The organism is Streptomyces sp. NPDC051569, from assembly GCF_044454085.1.
Lineage (GTDB): Bacteria > Actinomycetota > Actinomycetes > Streptomycetales > Streptomycetaceae > Streptomyces.
This window is the reverse complement of the sequence record NZ_JBITDJ010000038.1, coordinates 1-20,615: the sequence shown is the minus strand read 5'-3', so window position 1 is coordinate 20,615 and position 20,615 is coordinate 1. Positions and strand designations below refer to the sequence as shown.

16 protein-coding genes, 3 pseudogenes and 1 riboswitch are annotated in these 20,615 nt (G+C 69.9%); of the genes and pseudogenes, 17 read left to right on the top strand and 2 right to left on the bottom strand.

The window, feature by feature from the left end:
• The 5 genes and pseudogenes from ACIBAE_RS29150 to ACIBAE_RS29130 form a co-directional block, all read left to right on the top strand.
• A pseudogene (locus ACIBAE_RS29150) lies at positions 1-151 on the top strand (4-hydroxy-3-methylbut-2-en-1-yl diphosphate synthase); the annotation flags it as partial.
• A 23-nt stretch (positions 152-174) separates the two neighbouring features.
• Complete coding sequence (gene dxs, locus ACIBAE_RS29145) at positions 175-2,055, top strand: 1-deoxy-D-xylulose-5-phosphate synthase (protein WP_399291248.1); 1,881 nt, start codon at positions 175-177, stop codon at positions 2,053-2,055.
• Positions 2,052-3,470 carry an aspartate aminotransferase family protein gene (locus ACIBAE_RS29140; RefSeq protein WP_399291246.1) on the top strand — a complete coding sequence of 473 codons (1,419 nt, stop codon included), beginning with the start codon at positions 2,052-2,054 and terminating at the stop codon, positions 3,468-3,470. Before dxs ends, ACIBAE_RS29140 begins: the two co-directional genes overlap by 4 nt.
• Positions 3,471-3,585: 115 nt before the next feature.
• Positions 3,586-4,236, top strand: a complete 651-nt coding sequence (locus ACIBAE_RS29135; protein ID WP_399291242.1) for a helix-turn-helix domain-containing protein — start codon at positions 3,586-3,588, stop codon at positions 4,234-4,236.
• Positions 4,237-4,350: 114 nt separating this feature from the next.
• Entirely contained in the window at positions 4,351-4,497 is a 147-nt protein-coding gene (locus tag ACIBAE_RS29130) for a DUF6126 family protein (RefSeq protein WP_399291250.1), read from the top strand.
• Between the two features lie 36 nt (positions 4,498-4,533).
• Here ACIBAE_RS29130 and ACIBAE_RS29125 read toward each other — a convergent pair whose 3' ends face one another.
• Positions 4,534-5,346, bottom strand: a complete 813-nt coding sequence (locus ACIBAE_RS29125) for a tyrosine-protein phosphatase (protein ID WP_399291239.1) — start codon at positions 5,344-5,346, stop codon at positions 4,534-4,536.
• Positions 5,347-5,796: 450 nt separating this feature from the next.
• Positions 5,797-5,959: riboswitch (cyclic di-AMP (ydaO/yuaA leader) on the top strand.
• 3 nt (positions 5,960-5,962) lie between these two features.
• Between ACIBAE_RS29125 and ACIBAE_RS29120 the strand changes: the two genes are divergently transcribed.
• From ACIBAE_RS29120 to ACIBAE_RS29080, 9 genes are all read left to right on the top strand, one after another.
• Positions 5,963-6,937 (top strand): peptidoglycan DD-metalloendopeptidase family protein, encoded by a 975-nt coding sequence (locus ACIBAE_RS29120; protein WP_399291236.1) that lies wholly within the window; start codon positions 5,963-5,965, stop codon positions 6,935-6,937.
• Between the two features lie 170 nt (positions 6,938-7,107).
• Entirely contained in the window at positions 7,108-7,932 is an 825-nt protein-coding gene (locus ACIBAE_RS29115; protein ID WP_399291233.1) for an SGNH/GDSL hydrolase family protein, read from the top strand.
• Positions 7,933-8,436: 504 nt separating this feature from the next.
• Positions 8,437-9,669, top strand: coding sequence for an MBL fold metallo-hydrolase (locus ACIBAE_RS29110; protein WP_399291230.1), 1,233 nt, complete (start codon positions 8,437-8,439; stop codon positions 9,667-9,669).
• Between the two features lie 114 nt (positions 9,670-9,783).
• A complete protein-coding gene (locus tag ACIBAE_RS29105; protein ID WP_399291228.1) occupies positions 9,784-10,668 on the top strand; it encodes an SIS domain-containing protein in 885 nt (294 codons plus the stop codon).
• 417 nt (positions 10,669-11,085) lie between these two features.
• Positions 11,086-12,987, top strand: a complete 1,902-nt coding sequence (locus ACIBAE_RS29100) for an ATP-binding protein (protein ID WP_399291225.1) — start codon at positions 11,086-11,088, stop codon at positions 12,985-12,987.
• Positions 12,988-12,993: 6 nt separating this feature from the next.
• A complete protein-coding gene (locus ACIBAE_RS29095) occupies positions 12,994-13,431 on the top strand; it encodes a roadblock/LC7 domain-containing protein (RefSeq protein WP_399291223.1) in 438 nt (145 codons plus the stop codon).
• A gap of 2 nt (positions 13,432-13,433) precedes the next feature.
• Positions 13,434-13,805: a DUF742 domain-containing protein gene (locus ACIBAE_RS29090; RefSeq protein WP_399291220.1), complete on the top strand. Its 372-nt coding sequence runs from the start codon at positions 13,434-13,436 to the stop codon at positions 13,803-13,805.
• A complete protein-coding gene (locus ACIBAE_RS29085; protein WP_399291217.1) occupies positions 13,783-14,382 on the top strand; it encodes a GTP-binding protein in 600 nt (199 codons plus the stop codon). Before ACIBAE_RS29090 ends, ACIBAE_RS29085 begins: the two co-directional genes overlap by 23 nt.
• Positions 14,383-14,461: 79 nt before the next feature.
• Positions 14,462-14,992, top strand: coding sequence for a GAF domain-containing protein (locus ACIBAE_RS29080; protein WP_399291215.1), 531 nt, complete (start codon positions 14,462-14,464; stop codon positions 14,990-14,992).
• 88 nt (positions 14,993-15,080) lie between these two features.
• On the opposite strand, the gene ACIBAE_RS29075 is transcribed toward ACIBAE_RS29080, so the two are convergent.
• Complete coding sequence (locus ACIBAE_RS29075) at positions 15,081-15,938, bottom strand: aldo/keto reductase (protein WP_399291212.1); 858 nt, start codon at positions 15,936-15,938, stop codon at positions 15,081-15,083.
• A gap of 126 nt (positions 15,939-16,064) precedes the next feature.
• Between ACIBAE_RS29075 and ACIBAE_RS29070 the strand changes: the two genes are divergently transcribed.
• The 3 genes and pseudogenes from ACIBAE_RS29070 to ACIBAE_RS29060 all read left to right on the top strand — a co-directional run bounded on the left by ACIBAE_RS29070 (position 16,065) and on the right by ACIBAE_RS29060 (position 20,267).
• Positions 16,065-17,030 (top strand): LysR family transcriptional regulator, encoded by a 966-nt coding sequence (locus tag ACIBAE_RS29070; RefSeq protein WP_399291211.1) that lies wholly within the window; start codon positions 16,065-16,067, stop codon positions 17,028-17,030.
• A 54-nt stretch (positions 17,031-17,084) separates the two neighbouring features.
• Positions 17,085-18,085: pseudogene (locus ACIBAE_RS29065) on the top strand (transposase).
• A gap of 404 nt (positions 18,086-18,489) precedes the next feature.
• Positions 18,490-20,267: pseudogene (locus tag ACIBAE_RS29060) on the top strand (reverse transcriptase domain-containing protein).
• Positions 20,268-20,615 lie beyond the last annotated feature (348 nt).

Here is a 20,615-nt window from a genome sequence, read left to right as displayed (position 1 = left end):
CAAGGGTCAGATCTTCGTCAAGGGCGAGATCATCAAGACCGTCCCGGAGTCGAAGATCGTGGAGACCCTCATCGAAGAGGCGATGAAGATCGCCGGATCCATGGAGGTCGCAGGGGTGCCCTCGGGGGCTCCCGCCGTCACCGTGAGCTGAAAGTAGCGAGAGGGGGCCCGAGCGTGTCGATCTTGGAGAATATTCGGGGGCCGCGCGATCTCAAGGCGCTGACCGCCGGCGAACTCGACGAACTCGCCGAGGACATCAGACAGTTCCTGGTCCGAGCGGTGGCCAGAACCGGCGGACATCTCGGGCCCAATCTCGGGGTGGTGGAACTGACCATCGCCCTGCACCGGGCTTTCGATTCGCCGGTCGACCGCATTCTGTGGGACACCGGACATCAGAGTTACGTCCATAAACTCCTCACCGGCAGACAGGACTTCTCCAAACTGCGCGGCGAGGGCGGCCTCTCGGGCTATCCCTCCCGCGAGGAGTCCGAGCACGACGTCATCGAGAACTCGCACGCCTCCACCGTGCTGGGCTGGGCCGACGGACTGGCCAAGGCCCGTGACGTACGGGGCCGGGACGGCCATGTCGTCGCCGTTACCGGGGACGGGGCCCTCACCGGCGGCATGGCCTGGGAGGCGCTCAACAACATCGCGGCGGCCGGGGACCGTCCGCTGATCATCGTCGTCAACGACAACGAGCGGTCCTACGGCCCGACGACCGGCGGTCTCGCCCGCCACCTCGCCACGCTCCGGTTCACCGACGGCTACGAGAAGTTCCTGGCCTGGGGCAAGGACGTACTGGAGCGCACACCGGTCGTGGGACGGCCGCTCTACGGGTCGCTGCACGGCGCCAAGAAGGGGTTCAAGGACACCTTCGCCCCGCAGGGCCTGTTCGAGGACCTCGGACTGAAGTACATCGGACCCGTCGACGGCCACGACATCGCCTCGGTGGAGGCGGCGCTGGGCAGGGCCAAGCGTTTCCCCGGACCCGTGCTCGTGCACTGTCTGACGGAGAAGGGCCACGGCTACCAGCCCGCCCTGGCGGACGAGGCCGACCGCTTCCACACGGTCGGCGTGATGGACCCGCTGACCTGCGAACCGCTCGTACCGCCCAGCGGCCCGTCCTGGACCTCCGTCTTCGGCTCCGAGATCGCGGCCATCGGCGCGGAGCGGCCCGACGTCGTGGCGATCACGGCCGCCATGCTCCACCCCGTCGGGCTGACGGAATTCGCCGAGCGCTTCCCCGACCGGGTCTGGGACGTGGGCATCGCCGAACAGCACGCGGTGGTCTCCGCGGCCGGGCTCGCCACCGGCGGGCTGCACCCCGTCGTCGCGGTCTACGCGACCTTCCTGAACCGCGCCTTCGACCAGGTGCTCATGGATGTCGCGCTGCACCGCTGCGGCGTCACCTTCGTCCTGGACCGGGCGGGGATCACCGGCTCCGACGGGCCCTCACACAACGGCATATGGGACATGTCCTTCCTCCAGTGCGTACCCGGCCTGCGGATCGCGGCGCCGCGCGACGCCGGACAACTGCGCGCCCAGCTGCGCGAGGCCGTCGCCGTGGACGACGCGCCGACCGTGGTGCGCTTCCCCAAGGAGTCGGTGGGCGTCCCGGTCCCGGCCGTCGGACGGGTGGGCGGTATGGACGTGCTGCGCCGCGCGGAGGACGCCGACGTGCTGCTGGTGGCGGTCGGGGCGCTCGCCCCCGCCTGCCTCGGGGCGGCGGAACTGCTCGCCGAGGGCGGGATCGGCTGCACGGTGGTCGACCCGCGCTGGGTCAAGCCCGTCGACGAACAGCTCGCGCCGCTCGCGGCCGGGCACCGGTTGGTCGCGGTTGTCGAGGACAACAGCCGCAGCGGCGGCGTCGGTTCGGCCGTCAGCCAGTCGCTGCGCGACGCGGGGGTGGACGTACCCCTGCGGACGTACGGCATCCCCGAACAGTTCCTGGCCCATGCCAAACGGAGTGAGGTACTGGCCGACATCGGCCTCACACCGGTGGAGATCGCAGGACGGATCAGTGCCGCCCTGGCACGCAAGGAGAACAAGCGATGAGCCAGTCCAACGAGTCCGCGCAGTTCGACGAGGCCAAGGGATTCGACCTCATGCGGCTGCTCGCGGACCGCGGCGCCGAGCGCTACGAGCTGCACACCAAGCACCTCAACCACCAACTGCCGCGCATGCTGCACACCATCGGCTTCGACCGGGTCTACGAACGGGCCGAGGGCGCCTACTTCTGGGACGAGGACGGCAACGACTATCTGGACATGCTCGCCGGCTTCGGCGTCATGGGGCTGGGCCGCCACCACCCCGTCGTACGCAAGGCGCTGCACGACGTCCTCGACGCCTCTCTCGCCGACCTCACCCGCTTCGACTGCCAGCCGCTGCCCGGACTGCTCGCCGAGAAACTGCTGGCCCACAGCCCGCACCTGGACCGGGTGTTCTTCGGCAACAGCGGCACGGAAGCCGTCGAGACCGCCCTCAAATTCGCCCGGTACGCGACCGGCAAGCCCAGGATCCTCTACTGCGCGCACGCCTTCCACGGGCTCACCACCGGCTCGCTGTCGGTCAACGGCGAGGACGGCTTCCGCGACGGATTCGCCCCGCTGCTTCCCGACACCGCGATCGAGCTCGGTGATCTCGACGCACTGGAGAGGGAGCTGAGGCGCGGCGACGTCGCCGGATTCGTCGTCGAACCGATCCAGGGCAAGGGCGTGCACGAGAGCCCGCCCGGTTTCCTGCGCGCCGCCCAGGAACTGCTGCGCCGGCACAAGGCGCTGCTCATCGCCGACGAGGTGCAGACGGGCCTCGGCAGGACCGGGGACTTCTACGCCTACCAGCACGAGGACGGCGTGGAGCCGGACCTGGTCTGTGTGGCGAAGGCGCTCTCCGGCGGTTACGTGCCGGTCGGCGCGACCCTCGGCAAGGACTGGATCTTCAAGAAGGTCTACTCGTCGATGGACCGGGTGCTGGTCCATTCCGCGAGCTTCGGCTCCAACGCCCAGGCCATGGCGGCGGGCCTGGCCGTCCTGTCGGTGATGGAGGACGAACAGACCGTCGCCAACGCGCGGGTGACCGGAGACCTGCTCAGGACGCGGCTGGCGGCGCTGGTGGACCGCTACGAGCTGCTGTACGACGTACGCGGCCGGGGCCTGATGATCGGGATCGAGTTCGGCCGGCCGAACTCGATCAAACTGCGCGGCCGCTGGACCATGCTCCAGGCGGCCCGCAAGGGACTCTTCGCGCAGATGGTGGTCGTACCGCTGCTCCAGAAGCACCGCATCCTCACGCAGGTCTCCGGTGACCATCTGGAAGTGATCAAGCTGATCCCGCCGCTGACCATCGGGGAGCGGGAGGTCGAACGCTTCGTCGCGGCGTTCACCGCGGTCATGGATGACGCCCACGGCGGTGGCGGACTGATGTGGGACTTCGGCAGGACACTCGTGAAGCAGGCGGTCGCCAACCGGTAGACGCAGGCACCGGCACCGGCCGGGCGCGACGGTCCCGGACCCGCGCCCGGCCGGAATTTTTGCCTCTGAGGCAAGGAATTTGCCTCGGAGGAAAAGTTCCTGGCGGAATGGGCACATGAGCACATCTCCTGCCGGCGGGCCGGCCGAACCTCCGCCCGGGGGGCCACCGCCCCACGAGCTCCCCGGAGAACTGCCCGACGTCGCTCCCCGGCTGCGTGAGCTGCGCCGGAACCGCCGGCTCACGCTGGAGGCCGCGGCCCGGCGGGCGGGGCTGTCACCCGCCCATCTCTCCCGTCTGGAGACGGGCCGCCGGCAGCCTTCCCTGCCCCTGCTGCTGGCCCTGGCCCGCGTCTACGGTACGACCGTCTCGGAACTGCTCGGCGAACTGCCCCCGGAGCGGGACCCCGTCGTCCGGGCCGGCCGCACGGACCCGGTCGAGGCCGACGGCTGGACGTACCACCAGGCGGGCGCCCCCGGCCGGGCCATGCAGCCGCTGCGGGTCCAGGTGCCGTACGGCGCGCAGGGCGACCTCGTCCGCGTACATCCGGGGGAGGAGTGGATCCATGTCCTCGGCGGACGGCTGCGGCTGAGCCTCGGGGACGCCGTACACGTCCTCGACCCGGGGGACAGTGCGCACTTCGACTCACTCACCCCGCACCGGATCGCGGCGGCCGGACCCGGCGGGACCGAGCTGCTCTTCGTCCACACCCTGCTGCAGAGCCCCGCCGCCGAGCTGTGTCTCGGTGGCCGCGCTCATCGCCGCTGACCGGAAAGGTACCGAGCCATGTCGCTGACACACGAACGGGAGCAGGACCCGGAGCGGGACCCGGCCGCCACCGGAGGCGGGCCGAGGCGCGTGAACGAAGGCGGGCCGAGGCGCGTGAACGAAGGCGGGCCGAGGCGCGTGAACGAGGAGAAGACGTTCCCCCGCGGACTCGTCATCCGGCTCTTCGCCTATCTGGTCGCCGGTCATCTCTTCGCGGGCTTCCTCTACCTGCTCTTCCACCTGGGGGCGCGGGGGCAGTAGCGGGCGGCGGGCGCGGGCCCGGCCCGTATCCGCCGGTCAGCCCTCGTCGAGAAGGCGGGCGCGCAGCCGCTCGCGGGTCTCCTGGCCGATCCCGAGGCCCTCGGCCAGATAGCGGTCGACGCCGCCCCACGTCTTCCCGATGGTCTCGAAGGCCGCGGCGAGGTATTCGGCGCGGGCGTCGAAGAGCGGGCTGAGCAGCTCCATCACCTCCGGTGACGTCCCGGAGGCCGAGCTGTCGCCGCGGCGGACGAGATAACGGCGGTGCGGGTCGTTCGACTTCAGATAGTCGGCCTCGATCGCCTCGCGTCCGACACCGACCGCGAGGAGGGTCACCGCGACGGACAGGCCGGCCCGGTCCTTGCCCGCCGCGCAGTGCAGGAGCGCCGGGACGCTGTCCTCGGCGAGGGCGTGCAGCACCTGGCTGAGCTCGGCGGTGCGGTCGGTGATGATCGCCCGGTACGAGTCGGTCATCCGGGCCGCCGCCCTGCCCTCCGAGAGCAGCGAGCGCAGCTGGTCGAGATCGCCGTCCCTGACCATCCGCCAGAACTCGGCGCCGTCGGCGGGGTCGGTGAGCGGGATGTTCACGTTGCGTACGCCGGGCAGCTCCACGTCCCTCCCGTCGAGCTTGAGGTCGGCCGCGTTGCGGAAGTCGAAGACCGTGTGCAGGCCGAGGGAGGAGAGGAAGGCGGCGTCGGCCGCGGAGGCGCCGGCGAGGTGGCCGCTGCGGAAGAGCCGGCCCGGCCGCACCCGGTGGCCGTCCGTGGTCGGCAGCCCGCCCACGTCGCGGAAATTGCGCACCCCGGTCAGCGCGGGCTCGGTCGACGGGACCTCCGGCTGCTGCTGCGTCACGGCCTGCTCCTCCGTGTCTGCCGTCGGCGCTGCTCGCCCACGGTGCCGGTCCCTGACCCTACGACATCGCATTCCGGCGGGACCGGCTTCCCCGGAACGGAAACCCGGGATTCCGCAGGGGAGCCACGTGGACCTGCCGGCGGGGGAATATCGGTTAAATGGCGATCTGTCCGTATTGAGCTATTTCGCATAACGTGCCCCGATCGAGGGGGAGATGGGCTGGGGCCCGTGAGCGGGATCTCATCCGTGACGTTCCGTGGCGGTCGGGCGAAGCGGAATTCCCGCTCCATAAGGAAAGTGAAGATCGGTAATCCACGCAGGGTCACCGGAAATCCGGAGCGATATCGAAGTGTGAGTCAACGGCGGAAATGATCGGCTTGTTCCCGCGCTCCGGGCTCGCTTACGTTCAGCCTCAATCCGAGCGGAACGCCGAATCCTGCCGCCGCCCGGAATTCACACCCACCCATCCACGTGTGGCAGGAGCGGGGGACCCAGGTAAGTACGCCGGTCCGGATATCCGGACCGGCTCGGGGTTAAGTCGCGCAGCTGGCGCGACCGGGCATCTCCAGCCCGAACCCGACAGCTCACCTCGAAGGCGTCGGAGAGGAAATTCGTCATGCCCGTGCAGGGTAAGCACCGTCGTACCAAGGCCAACCCGATCGCCCGCGGTCTCATCGCCGTAGGTGCGGGCGGAGCCGTCATCGCGCTGCCGCTCATCGGTGCGACCGGTGCGCACGCCGCCGAGACCGCCGCCCCGCAGACCGCCACCACCGCGGAGCGGACCGCGTCCCCGGCGAAGTCCGTCGTGAAGCACGCCGCCGCCGAGACCGTGCGGACCTACTCCGTCGTCTCCGGCGACTACCTGTCCAAGATCGCCCAGGAGCAGAACGTCCGCGGCGGCTGGCACAAGCTGTACAACGACAACCGCCGGGCCATCGGCGCCAACCCGTCGCTGATCCACCCGGGCCTGAAGCTCACCCTCGGCGCCAAGGCCGGGGCGGCCCACCACCACGTGGCCCCGGCGCCCGCGAAGCCCCATGCGCAGAGCAAGCCCCAGGCGGCGGCCCCGGCCAAGCCCGAGGTCAAGGCTCCCCAGGCGGCTCCCGCCGCGCAGACCCAGGCTCCCACCGCGCAGACCCAGGCTCCCGCCGCGCAGCCCGCCGCGCCGGCGCAGAGCAGCGGTTCCGGCTTCACCGCGCCCGTCTCCGGCGTAGGGATCGGCACCTCGTACCACGCCTCCGGCAGCAGCTGGGCCAGCGGTTACCACACCGGTGTCGACTTCCTGGCCTCCTCCGGCACCGTCGTCAAGGCGGTCGGCCCGGGCACCGTCGTCTCGGCCGGCTGGGCCGGCTCCTACGGCAACCAGGTCGTCATCCAGCACGGCGACGGCCGCTACTCGCAGTACGCTCACCTCTCCTCCCTCGCCGTCTCGGCCGGACAGACCGTCAGCGGGGGCCAGCAGATCGGGCTCTCCGGTTCCACCGGTAACTCCACCGGGCCGCACCTGCACTTCGAGATCCGCACCGGCCCGGACTACGGCTCGGACATCGACCCGCTGGCGTACCTCCGCGGCCACGGCGTCTCCATCTGACCGGATCCGGTCCCACGCTTCGGTACGCCTCCGCCCGGCACGCATGTGCCGGGCGGAGGCGTTTCGCCTATTCCGGCTTGGCCCAAATGTGACCGGTGGTTTATCTCACCCCGCGTCAATCCCTCCTTACGGTCGCGTAGGTCACATCCGCAGGTGAAAGATGTGCGGCTGTGGCAGACGATGCGAGATCAAGAAGAAGCGGCGTATTCGGGTCGTACGCGGCGATCGGTGACAGCTTCACGGAGGGCGTCGGAGATCCAGGACCCGACGGGCTGTACGTCGGCTGGGCGGACCGGCTCGCCATCCTGCTCGCTGATCAACTGCCGGTCACCGGCGAGACGACGGACCTCGTCCACGGTGATTTCCGGTACGCCAATCTCGCCGTACGCGGCCGCCTCCTCGACCAGATCGTCGCCGAGCAGATACCCCGGGCGAAGCGGATGGCCCCGGATCTCGTGACCTTCTGCGCCGGCGGCAACGACATCATCCGCCCCGGCACCGACCCCGACGATGTCGCCGAGCGCTTCGAGCGGGCCGTGGCCGACCTCACCGGGGCCGTCGGCACCGTCATGGTGACCACCGGCTTCGACACCCGGGGCGTCCCCGTCCTGCGTCATCTGCGCGGCAAGATCGCCACCTACACCGCGCACGTGCGGTCCATCGCCGACCGCTACGACTGCCCCGTGCTCGACCTCTGGTCCCTCAGGTCCGTCCAGGACAGGCGGGCCTGGGACAGCGACCGGCTGCATCTGTCACCCGAGGGACACACCCGCGTCGCGCTGCGCGCCGCACAGGTACTCGGCCTCGACGTCCCCGCCGACCCGGACCAGACATGGCCGCCGCAACCGCCGCGCGGCACCTTCGAGGTCCGGCGCGACGACATCCACTGGGCGCGCGAACATCTGGTGCCGTGGATCGGGCGCCGGCTGCGCGGCGAGTCCTCCGGCGACCAGGTCGTGGCCAAGCGTCCCGATCTGCTGCCGCTGAAGCACTGACGGCTTCCGAGCTGCCGCTTCCGCGCGGCGGCTTCCGACCGGCGGTTCCTGTCCGGCGATTCCCGCGCGGGGGCGTCCTGCCCGGGGCTGAGGCCGGGGCCGCGAGCAGATCGTCCGGGCCGATGAGCGCCGTACCGCCCGCGCCCGTACAGGCGTAGGCGCCCGCAGGCGCGCCGAGGGCGGCGCACTCCTCCGGGCGGCGGCCCGCCGGCCGTCCGTGGAGAAAACCGGCACGGTCACGGTCACGTGGTTGGGCTCCCCGCTCCACCCGACGGCTCCATGCGACCGCCTGTCGCCCGAGGTCACGCCGCACACCGGCGGGCGGGTCGGATGCCGGGGCGCCCGGGGCAGCGGAGACCGGCGGTGGCCGCCGGCCGGGAACCCGCCGGGCGGAAACGACGTTCCTCCGGCGTAGGCGGGGAGGGGTCGCTCCGGTCTATTCGAACCGCACGGACGTACGCCCCCGGCCATAATGAGGACGACATCGAACCTCCAGGAGGTGCCGTGACCGGCGCTGGTTCCCCCCTTACGTTGCGCTCCCGGCTGCGCTCGCTGCGACCCGTGGCCTTCGGGGCCGACTCGGCCGGGGAGAGGCTGGAGCGGATCCACCGCTCGCCGAACTTCGCCGACGGAGTGTTCCAGAACCCGGTGGGTGCCAGGACCAGACCGTCCGGTTCGGGGCTGGAGTTCGCGAAGATCTACTTCCAGAAGGAAGCACGGGCGCGGCGCGTCCCGACCGGCACCATCCCCGTGTACGCCACCACCCTCGCCGAACTCGCCACGCCCCCGGCCTCGGGCCTGCGGATCACCTGGATGGGCCATTCGACCGTGCTCGCCGAGATCGACGGCCGGCGCGTGCTCTTCGACCCCGTATGGGGTAACCGCTGCTCACCCTTCGCCTTCGCGGGCCCGAAGCGGCTGCACCCCGTGCCCGTACCCCTCGCCTCGCTCGGGCCCGTCGATGTCGTCGTGATCTCCCACGACCACTACGACCACCTCGATCTGCCCACGATCAAGGCCCTCGCCTCCACGGACACGGTCTTCGCCGTGCCGCTCGGCGTCGGCGCGCATCTGGAGCGCTGGGGGGTACCCCCGTCGCGGCTGCGCGAACTCGACTGGAACGAGTCCGCCGAGATCGCCGGCATCCGGCTGACCGCGACCCCCGCGCGCCACTTCTGCGGCCGGGGCCTGCGCAACCAGCAGCACACGCTCTGGGCGTCCTGGGTCGTCACGGGACCGGACCACCGGATCTACCACAGCGGCGACACCGGCTACTTCCCCGGTTTCCGCGACATCGGCGCCGAGCACGGCCCCTTCGACGCCACAATGATCCAGATCGGTGCGTACAGCGAGTACTGGCCCGACATCCACATGACCCCGGCCGAGGGGATGCGCGCCCATCTCGACCTCCAGGGCGACCGGCCGTCCGGCGTGATGCTGCCGATCCACTGGGCCACGTTCAACCTGGCCCCGCATCCGTGGGCGGAACCGGGGGAGGGCACGGTCGCGGCGGCCGAGGAGGCGGGCGCCGGGCTCGCGCTGCCCCGCCCCGGCCAGCCCTTCGAGCCCACCGGGGACGACGTCCCCTCCGCTCCGTGGTGGCGGGCCGTCGCGGCCACGCCGGTGGGCGGCCGGCCCCTGGCGGCGGCCCCCCTCGCGGTCGCGGACGCCGCGCCGGGGACGGACGCCCACCAGGGAAAAGCGGAGGAGACGGCTGAGACGGCGCCCTCGGCGTAGCGGGTCCGGGGGGTTCGTCACGGTCCTGGGGCAGCGGGCTCCGGGACCGGCGGCTCCGGGCGGCGGGGACAGCGGTGGGGACAGGGGAGCGGGAACAGGGGAGTGGAGACGCGCGTGACGTTCGTGGAGACGGAACTGGCCACCCAGCCCGAGTGCTGGCGCCGGGCGGCGGCACTGGCCGGAGGGCTGGACGATCAACTGCCCCGGCCCGGTGAGCGTACGGCCGTCGTCGGCTGCGGCACCTCGCTGTTCATGGCCCGCGCCTACGCCTCGCTCCGCGAAGGCGCCGGGCTCGGCGAGACCGACGCCTTCGCCGCCTCCGAGTTCCCCGGGAGGCGCCGCTACGACCGGATCGTGGCGCTGACCCGCTCCGGGACCACCACCGAGGTTCTGCACCTCCTCGCGGCGGTCCGGGGGACGGCCCGGACGACCGCGATCACCGCGGACCCCGCCGCCCCCGTGCGGTCGGCCGCCGACGATCTGGTCGTCCTGGACTTCGCCGACGAACGGTCCGTCGTGCAGACGCGCTTCGCCACCACGGCCCTCACCCTGCTCCGCGCCCACCTGGGCCTGCACACCGACGCGGTGGTCACGGACGCGGAGACCGCCCTGGCCGGTCCGCTCCCCCCGGGGATCACCGAGTGCGTCCAGTTCACCTTCCTCGGGCGGGGCTGGGCGGTCGGTCTCGCCGAGGAGGGCGCGCTCAAGATGCGGGAGGCGGCCCTGGCGTGGACGGAGGCGTACCCGGCGATGGAGTACCGCCACGGTCCGATCAGCATCACCACGGAGTCGACGGCGACCTGGGCGCTCGGGCCGGCCCCCGAAGGCCTGGCCGAACAGGTCCGGGCGACCGGGGGGCTGTGGGTGGCGGGCCGGCTCGACCCGCTGGCCGAACTCGTACGGATCCAGCGCCTCGCCCTCGCCCTGGCTGACCTGCGGGGCCTCGACCCGGACAGCCCGCGCCATCTCACGCGCTCCGTGATTCTTCCGTCCGCCTGAACTCGTCCGCAGCAGGCCCGCCGCCGTAAGGGCCGGATGGCGTCGACCGGATGGCCTCGACGGGATGGCGTCGACGGGATGGCGTCGACGGGATGGCGTCGACCGGATGGCGTCGACCGGATGGCCTCGGCCCGATGGCGTCGACCTGATGGCCGCGACCTTGTGGCCCCGGTCGCACACGGCCGCGCCCGAATGCAGTATTTCGTGCTGATGTACGAGGCCTCATACCAGGGCGGGATGCTCTGTGGGCAACTTCGTCAACTGCCCACCACACGCGAACACCTGCCAACTACTGTGTGTGCTCGGTGATCAACGGAGGGCTCATGCGGCATGCGCCGGTCCTGCCGCTGCGCCACAGCCGCACCACCAGCGCCAGCGCCATGCCGGTTCCTGGGGCCCGACGTACCGAGGACACTGATGTCTCAACTTCGCGCACCCGTCGCGCGGCAGGAACGCCGCGAGGGCGGTCGGCACGGCCGGCCGGGCACCCGCTCGCTGCCCTCCAGGGGCCGGGCGGCCGTGCCGTCCGCGCCGGACGCCCGCATACGCCCACAGCTCCTGCGCACCGCCGTCCTGCCGGCGATAGTCGCCGCGCTCAGCGGCGCGGCCGCGGTGGTCATCGCCCTCCGCTCCACCGCGGCCGAGCCCACCGCCGAGGTGTGGATGGCGCTCGTCGGCATGGCGCTGCTCGCCTTCGCCGCCGTCGCCACCGCCGCCCTCGGCGCGGAACGCACCGCCAAGTCCGTCCTCGGCCGCTGCAACGCGCTGCGGCGCTCCAGCGCGCGCGGCCAGGCCGACCTGCGGGCGGTCGTCGAACAGCTCAGACGCGGCGAACGGGTGCCCACCCGGCGTACGCCCCCGGCGGTGGCTTCGCCCGGCGGGGACGAACTCGACCTGCTGGCACAGGAGATGGCCAGGTCGCACGAGAGTGCCATCACCGCCGTGGTGCAGGCCTCCCGGCTCTCCAGCAGCGTCGGCAACGAACAGAAGGTCGAGGTCTTCGTCAATCTGGCCCGCCGGCTCCAGTCCCTGGTCCACCGGGAGATCCAGCTGCTCGACGACCTGGAGAACGAGGTCGAGGACCCGGAGCTGCTGAAAGGTCTCTTCCATGTCGACCATCTGGCGACCCGGATCCGCAGGCACGCCGAGAACCTCGCCGTCCTCGGCGGCGCGATCTCCCGGCGCCAGTGGAGCAAGCCCGTCCCGATGACCGAGGTGCTGCGCTCCGCCATCGCCGAGGTGGAGCAGTACCCCCGGATCAAGCTGGTACCGCCGATCGACGGCACCCTGCGCGGCCACGCCGTCGCCGACGTCATCCACCTCCTGGCCGAACTGGTCGAGAACGCGACGCTGTTCTCGGCCCCGCACACCCAAGTGCTTCTGCGCGTGCAGCAGGTGACAGCGGGGCTCGCCATCGAGGTGGAGGACCGCGGTCTGGGGATGCCCGTCGGCGAGCAGAAGAAGATGAACGGCCTCCTCGCCGACCCGGACCAGGTCAATGTCGCGCATCTGCTCCAGGACGGGCGGATCGGGCTCTTCGTGGTCTCGGCGCTGGCCCGCAGACACGGCATCGCGGTGCGGCTCCAGTCCAACATCTACGGCGGCATCCAGGCCGTACTGGTCCTGCCGCAGGCGCTGCTCGGCTCCGACCAGGCGGACCGGGACGGCCACCTGCCGTCGCCCCCTGCCATGCCCGTACAGCATCAGCGCCCGGACGAGCCGCCCGTCTCCGCACCCCTGCCCGCCCCGGAGCGGTCCCGGCCCCCGGCGTACGGGGCGGGGCCGGCGCCCCTGCCCGTACGCGGTGACCGCGCCGACCGCCCCACCCCCGCCGACGCGCGCCCCGGAGCGAGCCACGCCGACCGGAGTCAGCACGGGCCGCGTGCCGCCACCGGGCTCGGCGACCCGGCGGACGGTATGACCGGTGGCGGCGCGGTCGGCGACGACGCCCTGACCGGTGACGGCACGATCCACAGCACCGCGAGCCGGCCCCGGCTGCCCAAGCGCCGCGGCCAGGAGCACCTGGTCCCGCAGCTGCGGGACCTGCCCACCACACCGGCCGCCGGAGAACCGGAACTCCATGACCCCGGTCTGATGGCCGCCTTCCAGCGCGGTATCGGCCTCGCCGAGTCCCAGCCGCCCCGGTCCTCGCAGTCCGTGCCCTCGTCCCGGATCCCGGCTCAGGCCTCCTCCCAGCCCTCGTCCGTGCCCCCGCCCCCATCCCCGATCCCGTCCGGCCCGCAGCCCGCGGACCCCCTGTCGGAGCCGCTCCCGGAACAGCCGGAAGCGCAGCGCCACGACACCACCCCCAAGGAGTAGACGCACATGGTGAGCGACGTGCCGACCGGTCATGTCTCTGATCTGGACTGGCTGTTGAGCGGTCTGGTCCAGCGAGTCCCGTACACCCGCAGCGCGGTGCTGCTCTCCTCCGACGGCCTGGTGAGGTCCATGCACGGCATGGACCCCGACAGCGCGGACCACATGGCCGCTCTCGCCTCCGGCCTGTACTCCCTGGGCCGCAGCGCCGGTGCCCGGTTCGGGGACGGCGGCGAGGTCCGTCAGGTCGTGGTCGAACTCGACTCCACGCTGCTCTTCGTCTCCACGGCCGGTTCGGGCACCTGTCTCGCCGTGCTGGCCGGACGTGAGGCCGACGCGGCGGTCCTCGGTTACGAGATGGCGATGCTGGTCAAGAGCGTACGGCCGTACCTGGTCACCCCGCTCCGACAAGCCGCCGGCTCATCGCCGAGTGCCATGGGGCACTGACCGTGGCGGTTCCGAAGGACGGGCCCTGGCTCGACGACGCGGCCGGCCGGCTCATCCGCCCGTACACCGTGAGCGGAGGCCGGACCCGGCCGACGACCGAACTCGATCTGCTGACCCTGGTGATGTCCACGGGATCGGTGCCCCAGACACATCTCGGTCCCGAACACGCCCAGGCGGTCGGCCTCTGCCAGGGGCCGACCTCGGTCGCGGAGATCGCCGCGCATCTGAAGCTTCCCGCGACGGTCACCAAGGTCCTGCTCTCGGACCTGGTGGACTGCGGGGCGATCACCGCACGTCCGCCCACCGGCTTCGACAAACCCACCGACCGTTTCCTGCTGGAGGCAGTGCTCGATGGTCTACGACGACAGCTCTGAACACTTCCCCACCGCGCTGAAGATTCTCGTCGCGGGCGGCTTCGGGGTCGGTAAGACGACCTTCGTGGGAGCGGTGAGCGAGATCGCGCCGCTGAGTACGGAGGAGCTGCTGACCCAGGTCAGCGCGGCGACCGACGATCTGACGGGTGTCGAGGCGAAGACCTCGACGACGGTGGCCATGGACTTCGGCCGGATAACTCTCGACGAGCGGCACGTGCTGTATCTCTTCGGGACGCCCGGCCAGGAACGCTTCTGGTTCATGTGGGACGAGCTCTCCCGGGGCGCACTCGGCGCGATCGTCATCGCCGACACCAGACGGCTGGACTACTCCTTCTCGGCGGTGGACTTCTTCGAGCGGCGCGGCATCGGATTCGTCGTGGCCGTCAATGAGTTCGACGGTTCCTACCGCTATGAACCGGAGGAGGTACGGGCAGCCATGGACCTGAAGCCGGAGGTGCCCATCGTGCTCTGCGACGCGCGTATCGCCAGCTCGGGGATCCAGACCCTGGTGACCCTCGTCCAGCATCTGATCAACTCGGCGTCAGCCCTGGCCCCGGCGCCCGAGCACGCCGAATGACGCGGGTGGCCCCCCCGGGGTCCCGGCCGTCCCGGACAACCCCGCCACCCCGGACACCTCCGAGCGACGGAGCACGCGCATGAAGTACGACCCGATCGGCCGTCTGCTGCTCACGCCCGTCGACCAGGAGGCGCCCGACCGGGTGCTGCGGTTGCGCCGGCTCGGGCTCGGGGAGCGTCCGGAGCCCGCCTTCGACGCCTTCGCGCAGCGGCTGTCGCAGCTGACGGGCGCCCCGTACGCCATGGTCAACTTCATCGACGAGGAACGGCAGTTCGCCGCCGGTCTGTACACCCCGCAGGGGGCCGGGGGCGAGCGCTTCATGGCCCGTGACCACGGCTACTGCCCGTACGTGGTGGTACGGCGCAAGGCGCTGGTCCTGGAGGATGTCCGCGACTTCCCGAGGTTCGCGGGAAACGCGCTGGTGGACGAGATCGGCATCCGCTCGTATCTCGGGGCGCCGCTCATCGACCGTACGGGCATGGCCCTGGGCACCGTCTGCGTGATCGACACCGAGCCCCGGCGCTGGGGACGGACCGGTCTCGACACCATCAAGGCCCTCGCCGCGGAGCTGATGTCGCAGATCCACCACCGGGAGGACGGCCTCCTCTGAGCCGGGGGCCACGCGTGCCCGCACGGTGCTGAGTACGAACGGCCTGCCCGGACACCGGATCCGGGCAGGCCGTTCGGCCGCGTGACTGTCAGGCCGCGTCCAGCTCCGCCAGCTCCGCGGCGTCCAGGACGAGATCGGCCGCGGCGACCGAGTCGCGAATGGTCTCCGGGCGGCTGGATCCGGGAATCGGCACCACCGAGGGCGACTTGGCCAGCATCCAGGCCAGGCAGACCTGCTGCGGGCTCACCCCGTGGGCCTCGGCCGTCCGGGCGAAGGGGGCGTACGTGGAGCCCAGTTCACCGGCGTGCTTGATCCCGCCGAACGGGCTCCACGGCAGGAACGCGATTCCCAGCTCCGCGCACAGCTCCAGCTCCGGCTCGCTGGAGCGGAAGGCCGGCGAGAACTGGTTCTGCACGGAGGCCAGCCGGCCGCCGAGGATCTCGTTGGCCGAGCGGATCTGCTCCGGGTTCGCGTTGGAGATCCCGGCCTGCTGGATCTTGCCCTCGTCGAGCAGGTCGCGCAGGGCGCCGACCGACTCCTCGAACGGCACCCGCGGGTCGGGACGGTGGAACTGGTACAGCCCGATGGCCTCCACGCCGAGCCGCTTGAGCGAGAGTTCGCAGGCCGCCTTGAGGTGCTCGGGCGAGCCGTCCAGCGCCCAGGAGCCGTCGCCCGGACGCACATGACCGCCCTTGGTGGCCACCAGCACCTCGGAGCCGCGCTCGTGGGAGGCCAGTGCCCGGGCGATCAGAGATTCGTTGTGACCGGCCTCGTCGGCGTGCGCGTGGTACGCGTCGGCCGTGTCGATCAGCGTCACTCCGGCGTCCAGCGCCGCGTGGATGGCGTCGAGGGAACGGGACTCGTCGGGCCGTCCCTCGATCGACATCGGCATACCGCCCAGACCGATCGCGCTGACCTCGACGGCCCCGATGCGGCGAGTCTTCATGGTGTGGTGCGCCCTTCCTGCTGCGGTGCCCGGCCGGTGCCGACCGGGCACCCCAGCTTTGCCGTTGCCCCCACGAGGCGTCCAATAGAAGAAAGCGAACGCATTGAGCGACTACGCTTCTCAATCGTGGAACTCCGGCATCTTGAGTACTTCGTCGCCGTCGCGGAAGAGCGTCACTTCACCCGGGCCGCCCAGCGGCTGATGGTCTCTCAGTCGGGACTCTCGGCCTCCGTACGCGCCCTGGAGCGCGAGCTGGGAGCCCGGCTCTTCGTCCGCTCCACCCGCCGGGTCGAGCTGACCGGCGCGGGCCGCGCCCTGCTCGTGGAGGCCGCCCGTACGCTGGCCAGCGTACGGGCCGCCAAGGAGGCGGTCGCGGCGGTCCAGGGACTCCTGCGCGGCACGCTGTCGGTCGGCACGGAACAGTGCGTCACCGGTGTGCATGTCCCGGGGCTGCTCGCGCGGTTCAGGTCCGAACACCCCGAAGTCGAGGTACGGCTGCGGCAGGCCGGCTCCGCCTCACTCGTGGAGGACGTCGCGGCCGGGCGGCTCGACCTGGCGTTCGTCGCCCTGTCCGGGGCCGTACCCGAGGGAGTCAGGCTGGTACCGCTGGCCCGTGAGCCGATGGTGCTGCTCTGCCACCCCGACCACCCGCTGGCCGGGGCGGAACAGGCCGAATGGGCCGAGCTGGGCGGCGAGGTCTTCGTCGACTTCCACGAGGACTGGGGCGCGCGCGGCCTCACCGACCAGGCCTTCGGCGCGGCCCGGACGGAACGGCGGGTCGCCCTGGAGGTCAACGACGTCCACAGCCTGATCGAGCTGGTGGGCCACGGCCTCGGCATCGCGGTGGTGCCCCGCCCCATCGCCCGCAAGGAACAGGCCGCCGCCCTCAGGACCGTGGAGATCGCCGGGGCGGAGGACCACCTGTGGCAGGTCTCGGCCGCCCTCCCCGAGGAGCAGCGCACGGGCCCGGCCGCCCGGGAACTGCTCTCGTACCTGCCACGTACTGGCACGGCGGCGAGTACCGGGAGGGCGCCCGCCGGGACCGTGATCGCCGGTGCCGCTCCCGGCGCTAGTGCCTGTATCGAGTCGTGATCAATCTGCGGGATTCGCCGTCGCTTCGGGGGCGGATCCTGTAGTCCGGTGTGCATGACGCGGAGACAGCTGACGGACGAGGAGTGGGGGTACGTGGAGCCGTACTTGCCGATCGGCGAGTACGGGCCGTACCCCACGAAACTGCGCGAGCAGTTCGAGGGTGTGATCTGGAAGTTCCGCTCGGGCGCGCAATGGCGGGAGATGCCGGCCGAGTTCGGCGCTTGGCCCACCGTGTACAACCGGTTCCGCCAGTGGCGGGATGCCGGGGTCTTCGAGAACCTGCTGGAAGGTCTGATCGCGAAGGCTGCGGAGCGGGGCGAGGTGGACCTTTCGCTGGTCAGCGTGGACTCCACCACTACACGTGCCCACCACGACGCCGCCGGGATGCACCTTGATCCGGAGACGCTGGATGCCCTGGAGAAGGCGGCCGAGGAGGAGAGGACTCGCTCGAAGGGGGCGACAGCGAGGAACAAGTCGGGCAGGACACCGACGTCGAGGCCCGGCGGGTCGAACGGCGACGCGTCCGGCGACGCCGCAAGCTCCGTCTGAAGGCCGCCCTGCTCGGCCGCTCGCGGGGCGGGCAGACCAGCAAGGTCCACGTCGCTGCCGACCGCAAGTGCAGACCGCTCGTCCTCACGCTCACCGCCGGACAGGCCGCCGACAGCCCGCAGTTCATCCCCGTGCTCAACAAGGTGCGGGTTCGCCTCCCGGTCGGCCGTCCCCGAACCCGGCCCGACGCGGTCGCCGGAGACAAGGCGTACTCCTCCCGAGGCAACCGCGCCTACCTGTGCAAACGCAGCATCAAGGCCGTCATCCCGGAGAAGAAGGACCAGACCGCCAACCGGAAGAAGAAAGGCCGCCGGGGCGGCCGGCCCCTCACCCACGACGCCGAGCTATACAAGGACCGCAACACCGTCGAGCGCCTGATGTGCGCCACGAGGCGCCTTGTTGTATCCCCGGCTCAGCCGGGAGGAATTGGAGGGATATTCCTGGGCCTGATGGCTCACCTGGATCCGAAAGGTGATGGGGACCAGAGCATGCCAGACAATCAGTGACCGGGCTCAGTTGCCAGGGACGGTGCACTGAGGGGCCCGCGTGATATGGCGAAAGCTGGATTGCCTGAACCCCAATCTCCAGTTGATGAAAGTTCGCATCCATCGGAAAGGCTACTGAAACCGATGCCATGTCCTGTGGCGGCCTTGATCAGGGGCCGACGCACCCTCTGCGACATGGGGCGATGTCCAGTGAGGGCATTCAAGGAGATGAGTGGGGCGCCTACGTCACGCTATGACGTACGACAAGGACGAACGTGGGATCGCCTACGGGGTGCGAACTCTAAGGCGACGGAGTGCTCGTAGTAGTCGCAGGAGTAACGATCTGTCAAGGAGAGCGGGAAAGCCGCTCGCAGGGCGAAGGGGCACAGGTGACTGGATGCGAACGAGACCTGGAGGTATGCGAAATGCAGAGTGCCGACACGGTGTTAGGCATCCTTCGTGAGCGCGGCAGGCTAGAACTGCCGTGCGACGAACTGTATCGGCAAATGTTTAATCCGCAGTTGTACCTGGTGGCTTACGGCCGCATCTACTCCAATAAAGGGGCGATGACGCCGGGAGTCACTCAAGAAACCGTGGACGGCATGTCGTTGGACAAGTCGGCCGCATCATCGATGCGATGCGTCACGAGCGCTACCGATTCAGTCCCGTCAAGCGGGTCAGCATTCCCAAGAAGAATGGGAAGCTCCGCCCGCTTGGGCTGCCGACATGGACGGACAAACTGGTTGGTGAAGTGATGCGCCTCCTTCTGGAGGCGTACTACGAGCCGCAGTTCTCCGACCGTTCCCACGGGTTCCGGCCCGGACGGGGATGCCACACGGCCTTAACCGAGGTGGGCAATGCCTGGACGGGTACGACCTGGTTCATCGAAGGTGATATCTCCGACTGTTTCGGATCGATCGACCATCAAGTCGTCATCGAGACCCTGTCAGAAAGAATTCACGATGGCCGGTTTCTTCGGCTGGTGCGAAACATGCTTGAGGCCGGGTACATGGAGGACTGGACCTGGGGCGCCACGCTCAGTGGGGCACCCCAGGGCGGGGTACTCTCCCCGCTTCTATCCAATATCTACCTCCACCGACTGGACAGATTTGTCGAGAAGATTCTGATTCCGCAATACACCCGAGGGCAGAGCAGGGTGCGCAACCCTGCCTACCTGGAGGTGGTCAACGCGATCGCTCGTGCCCGCAGGCGGGGCAACCGGACCGAAGTCCGGTCACTTCGCAAGCAGCAGCGCAGTATTTCCAGCGTGGATCCGAATGATTCGGGCTACCGAAGGCTGCGTTACGTGCGATACGCCGACGACACCCTGCTAGGGTTCATCGGGCCGAAATCCGAGGCCGAAGAGATCAAACGGCGCCTCGCGGCATTCCTCCGCGACGACCTCAAGTTGGAAATGTCGCCAGAAAAGACGCTGATCACCCACGCCCGCAAGGGCGCGGCTACGTTCCTCGGATACGAGATCGCCGTCCAGTACAACGATAGGCAGGCAACCCGGGGCCGCAGGACGGCCAACGGGTCGATCGCCTTGCGTGTGCCAGCGAAGGTGATTCGAGAGAAGGCAGCCCTGTATTTCAGTCGCGGAAAACCCGCGCATCGGTTGCAGCTCCTCAACGACGACGACTACACCATCGTCAACGTCTACGGAGCCGAATACCGGGGCATCGTCCAGTACTACCTACTGGCTGGCAACGTATGCCGATTGCATCGGCTGCGTTGGGCCATGGAAACCTCGTTGCTCAAGACACTGGCAGCGAAGCATCGCTCGACCGTGTCCAAGATGGCGGCCCGCTACAAGGCCAAAGTCGAGACACCATATGGGTCCCGCACATGCTTCGAAGCCAGCATCCCCCGCGGCGCAGGTAGGAAGCCACTGGTCGCACGATTCGGCGGAATCTCATTGACGCGACAGAAGGCAGCGGTCCTCGCGGACCGTCAAGTGGCCAACCTCCGCCCCAGAAAAGAGCTGATTACCCGGCTCTTGAAAGGGAAGTGCGAGCTATGCGGGACATCGGAAGACGTGCGAGTGCACCACATCCGAAAAGTCGCCGACCTCGACAGGGGAGATCCACCTACTGAATGGCGTCAGGTCATGGCGAAGAAACGGCGCAAGACTCTGGTGGTCTGCACTGGTTGCCATGACATGATCCACTCGGGAAAGCCAACCAGCAGCGTCACGAAATAGGTCACTGGAGAGCCCGTTACGGGGAAACTCGTACGGCGGGTTCGGAGGGGGGCCGTGCGGAAAAGGGCCTGCATATGGCAGGCACCTCGTCGCGCGGCCTACCCAACCAACAGGCTGAAGGCGTGGCGCGGCATAGCCACCCGCTACGACAAGACCCCCGAGAGCTACCTCGCCGGACTCCATCTCCGCGCCTCCATGATCTGGATCAAGGACCTCACGCGAACCACTCATTGATCACAACTCAATACAGGCCCTAGTGTCCTGAGTCGGTAGTTCGCTTGCGGTTATAGGGTGGGGCGATGCCTGGTCCGAAGCCGTTGCCGCTGGAGTTGTCCGATCACGAACGCC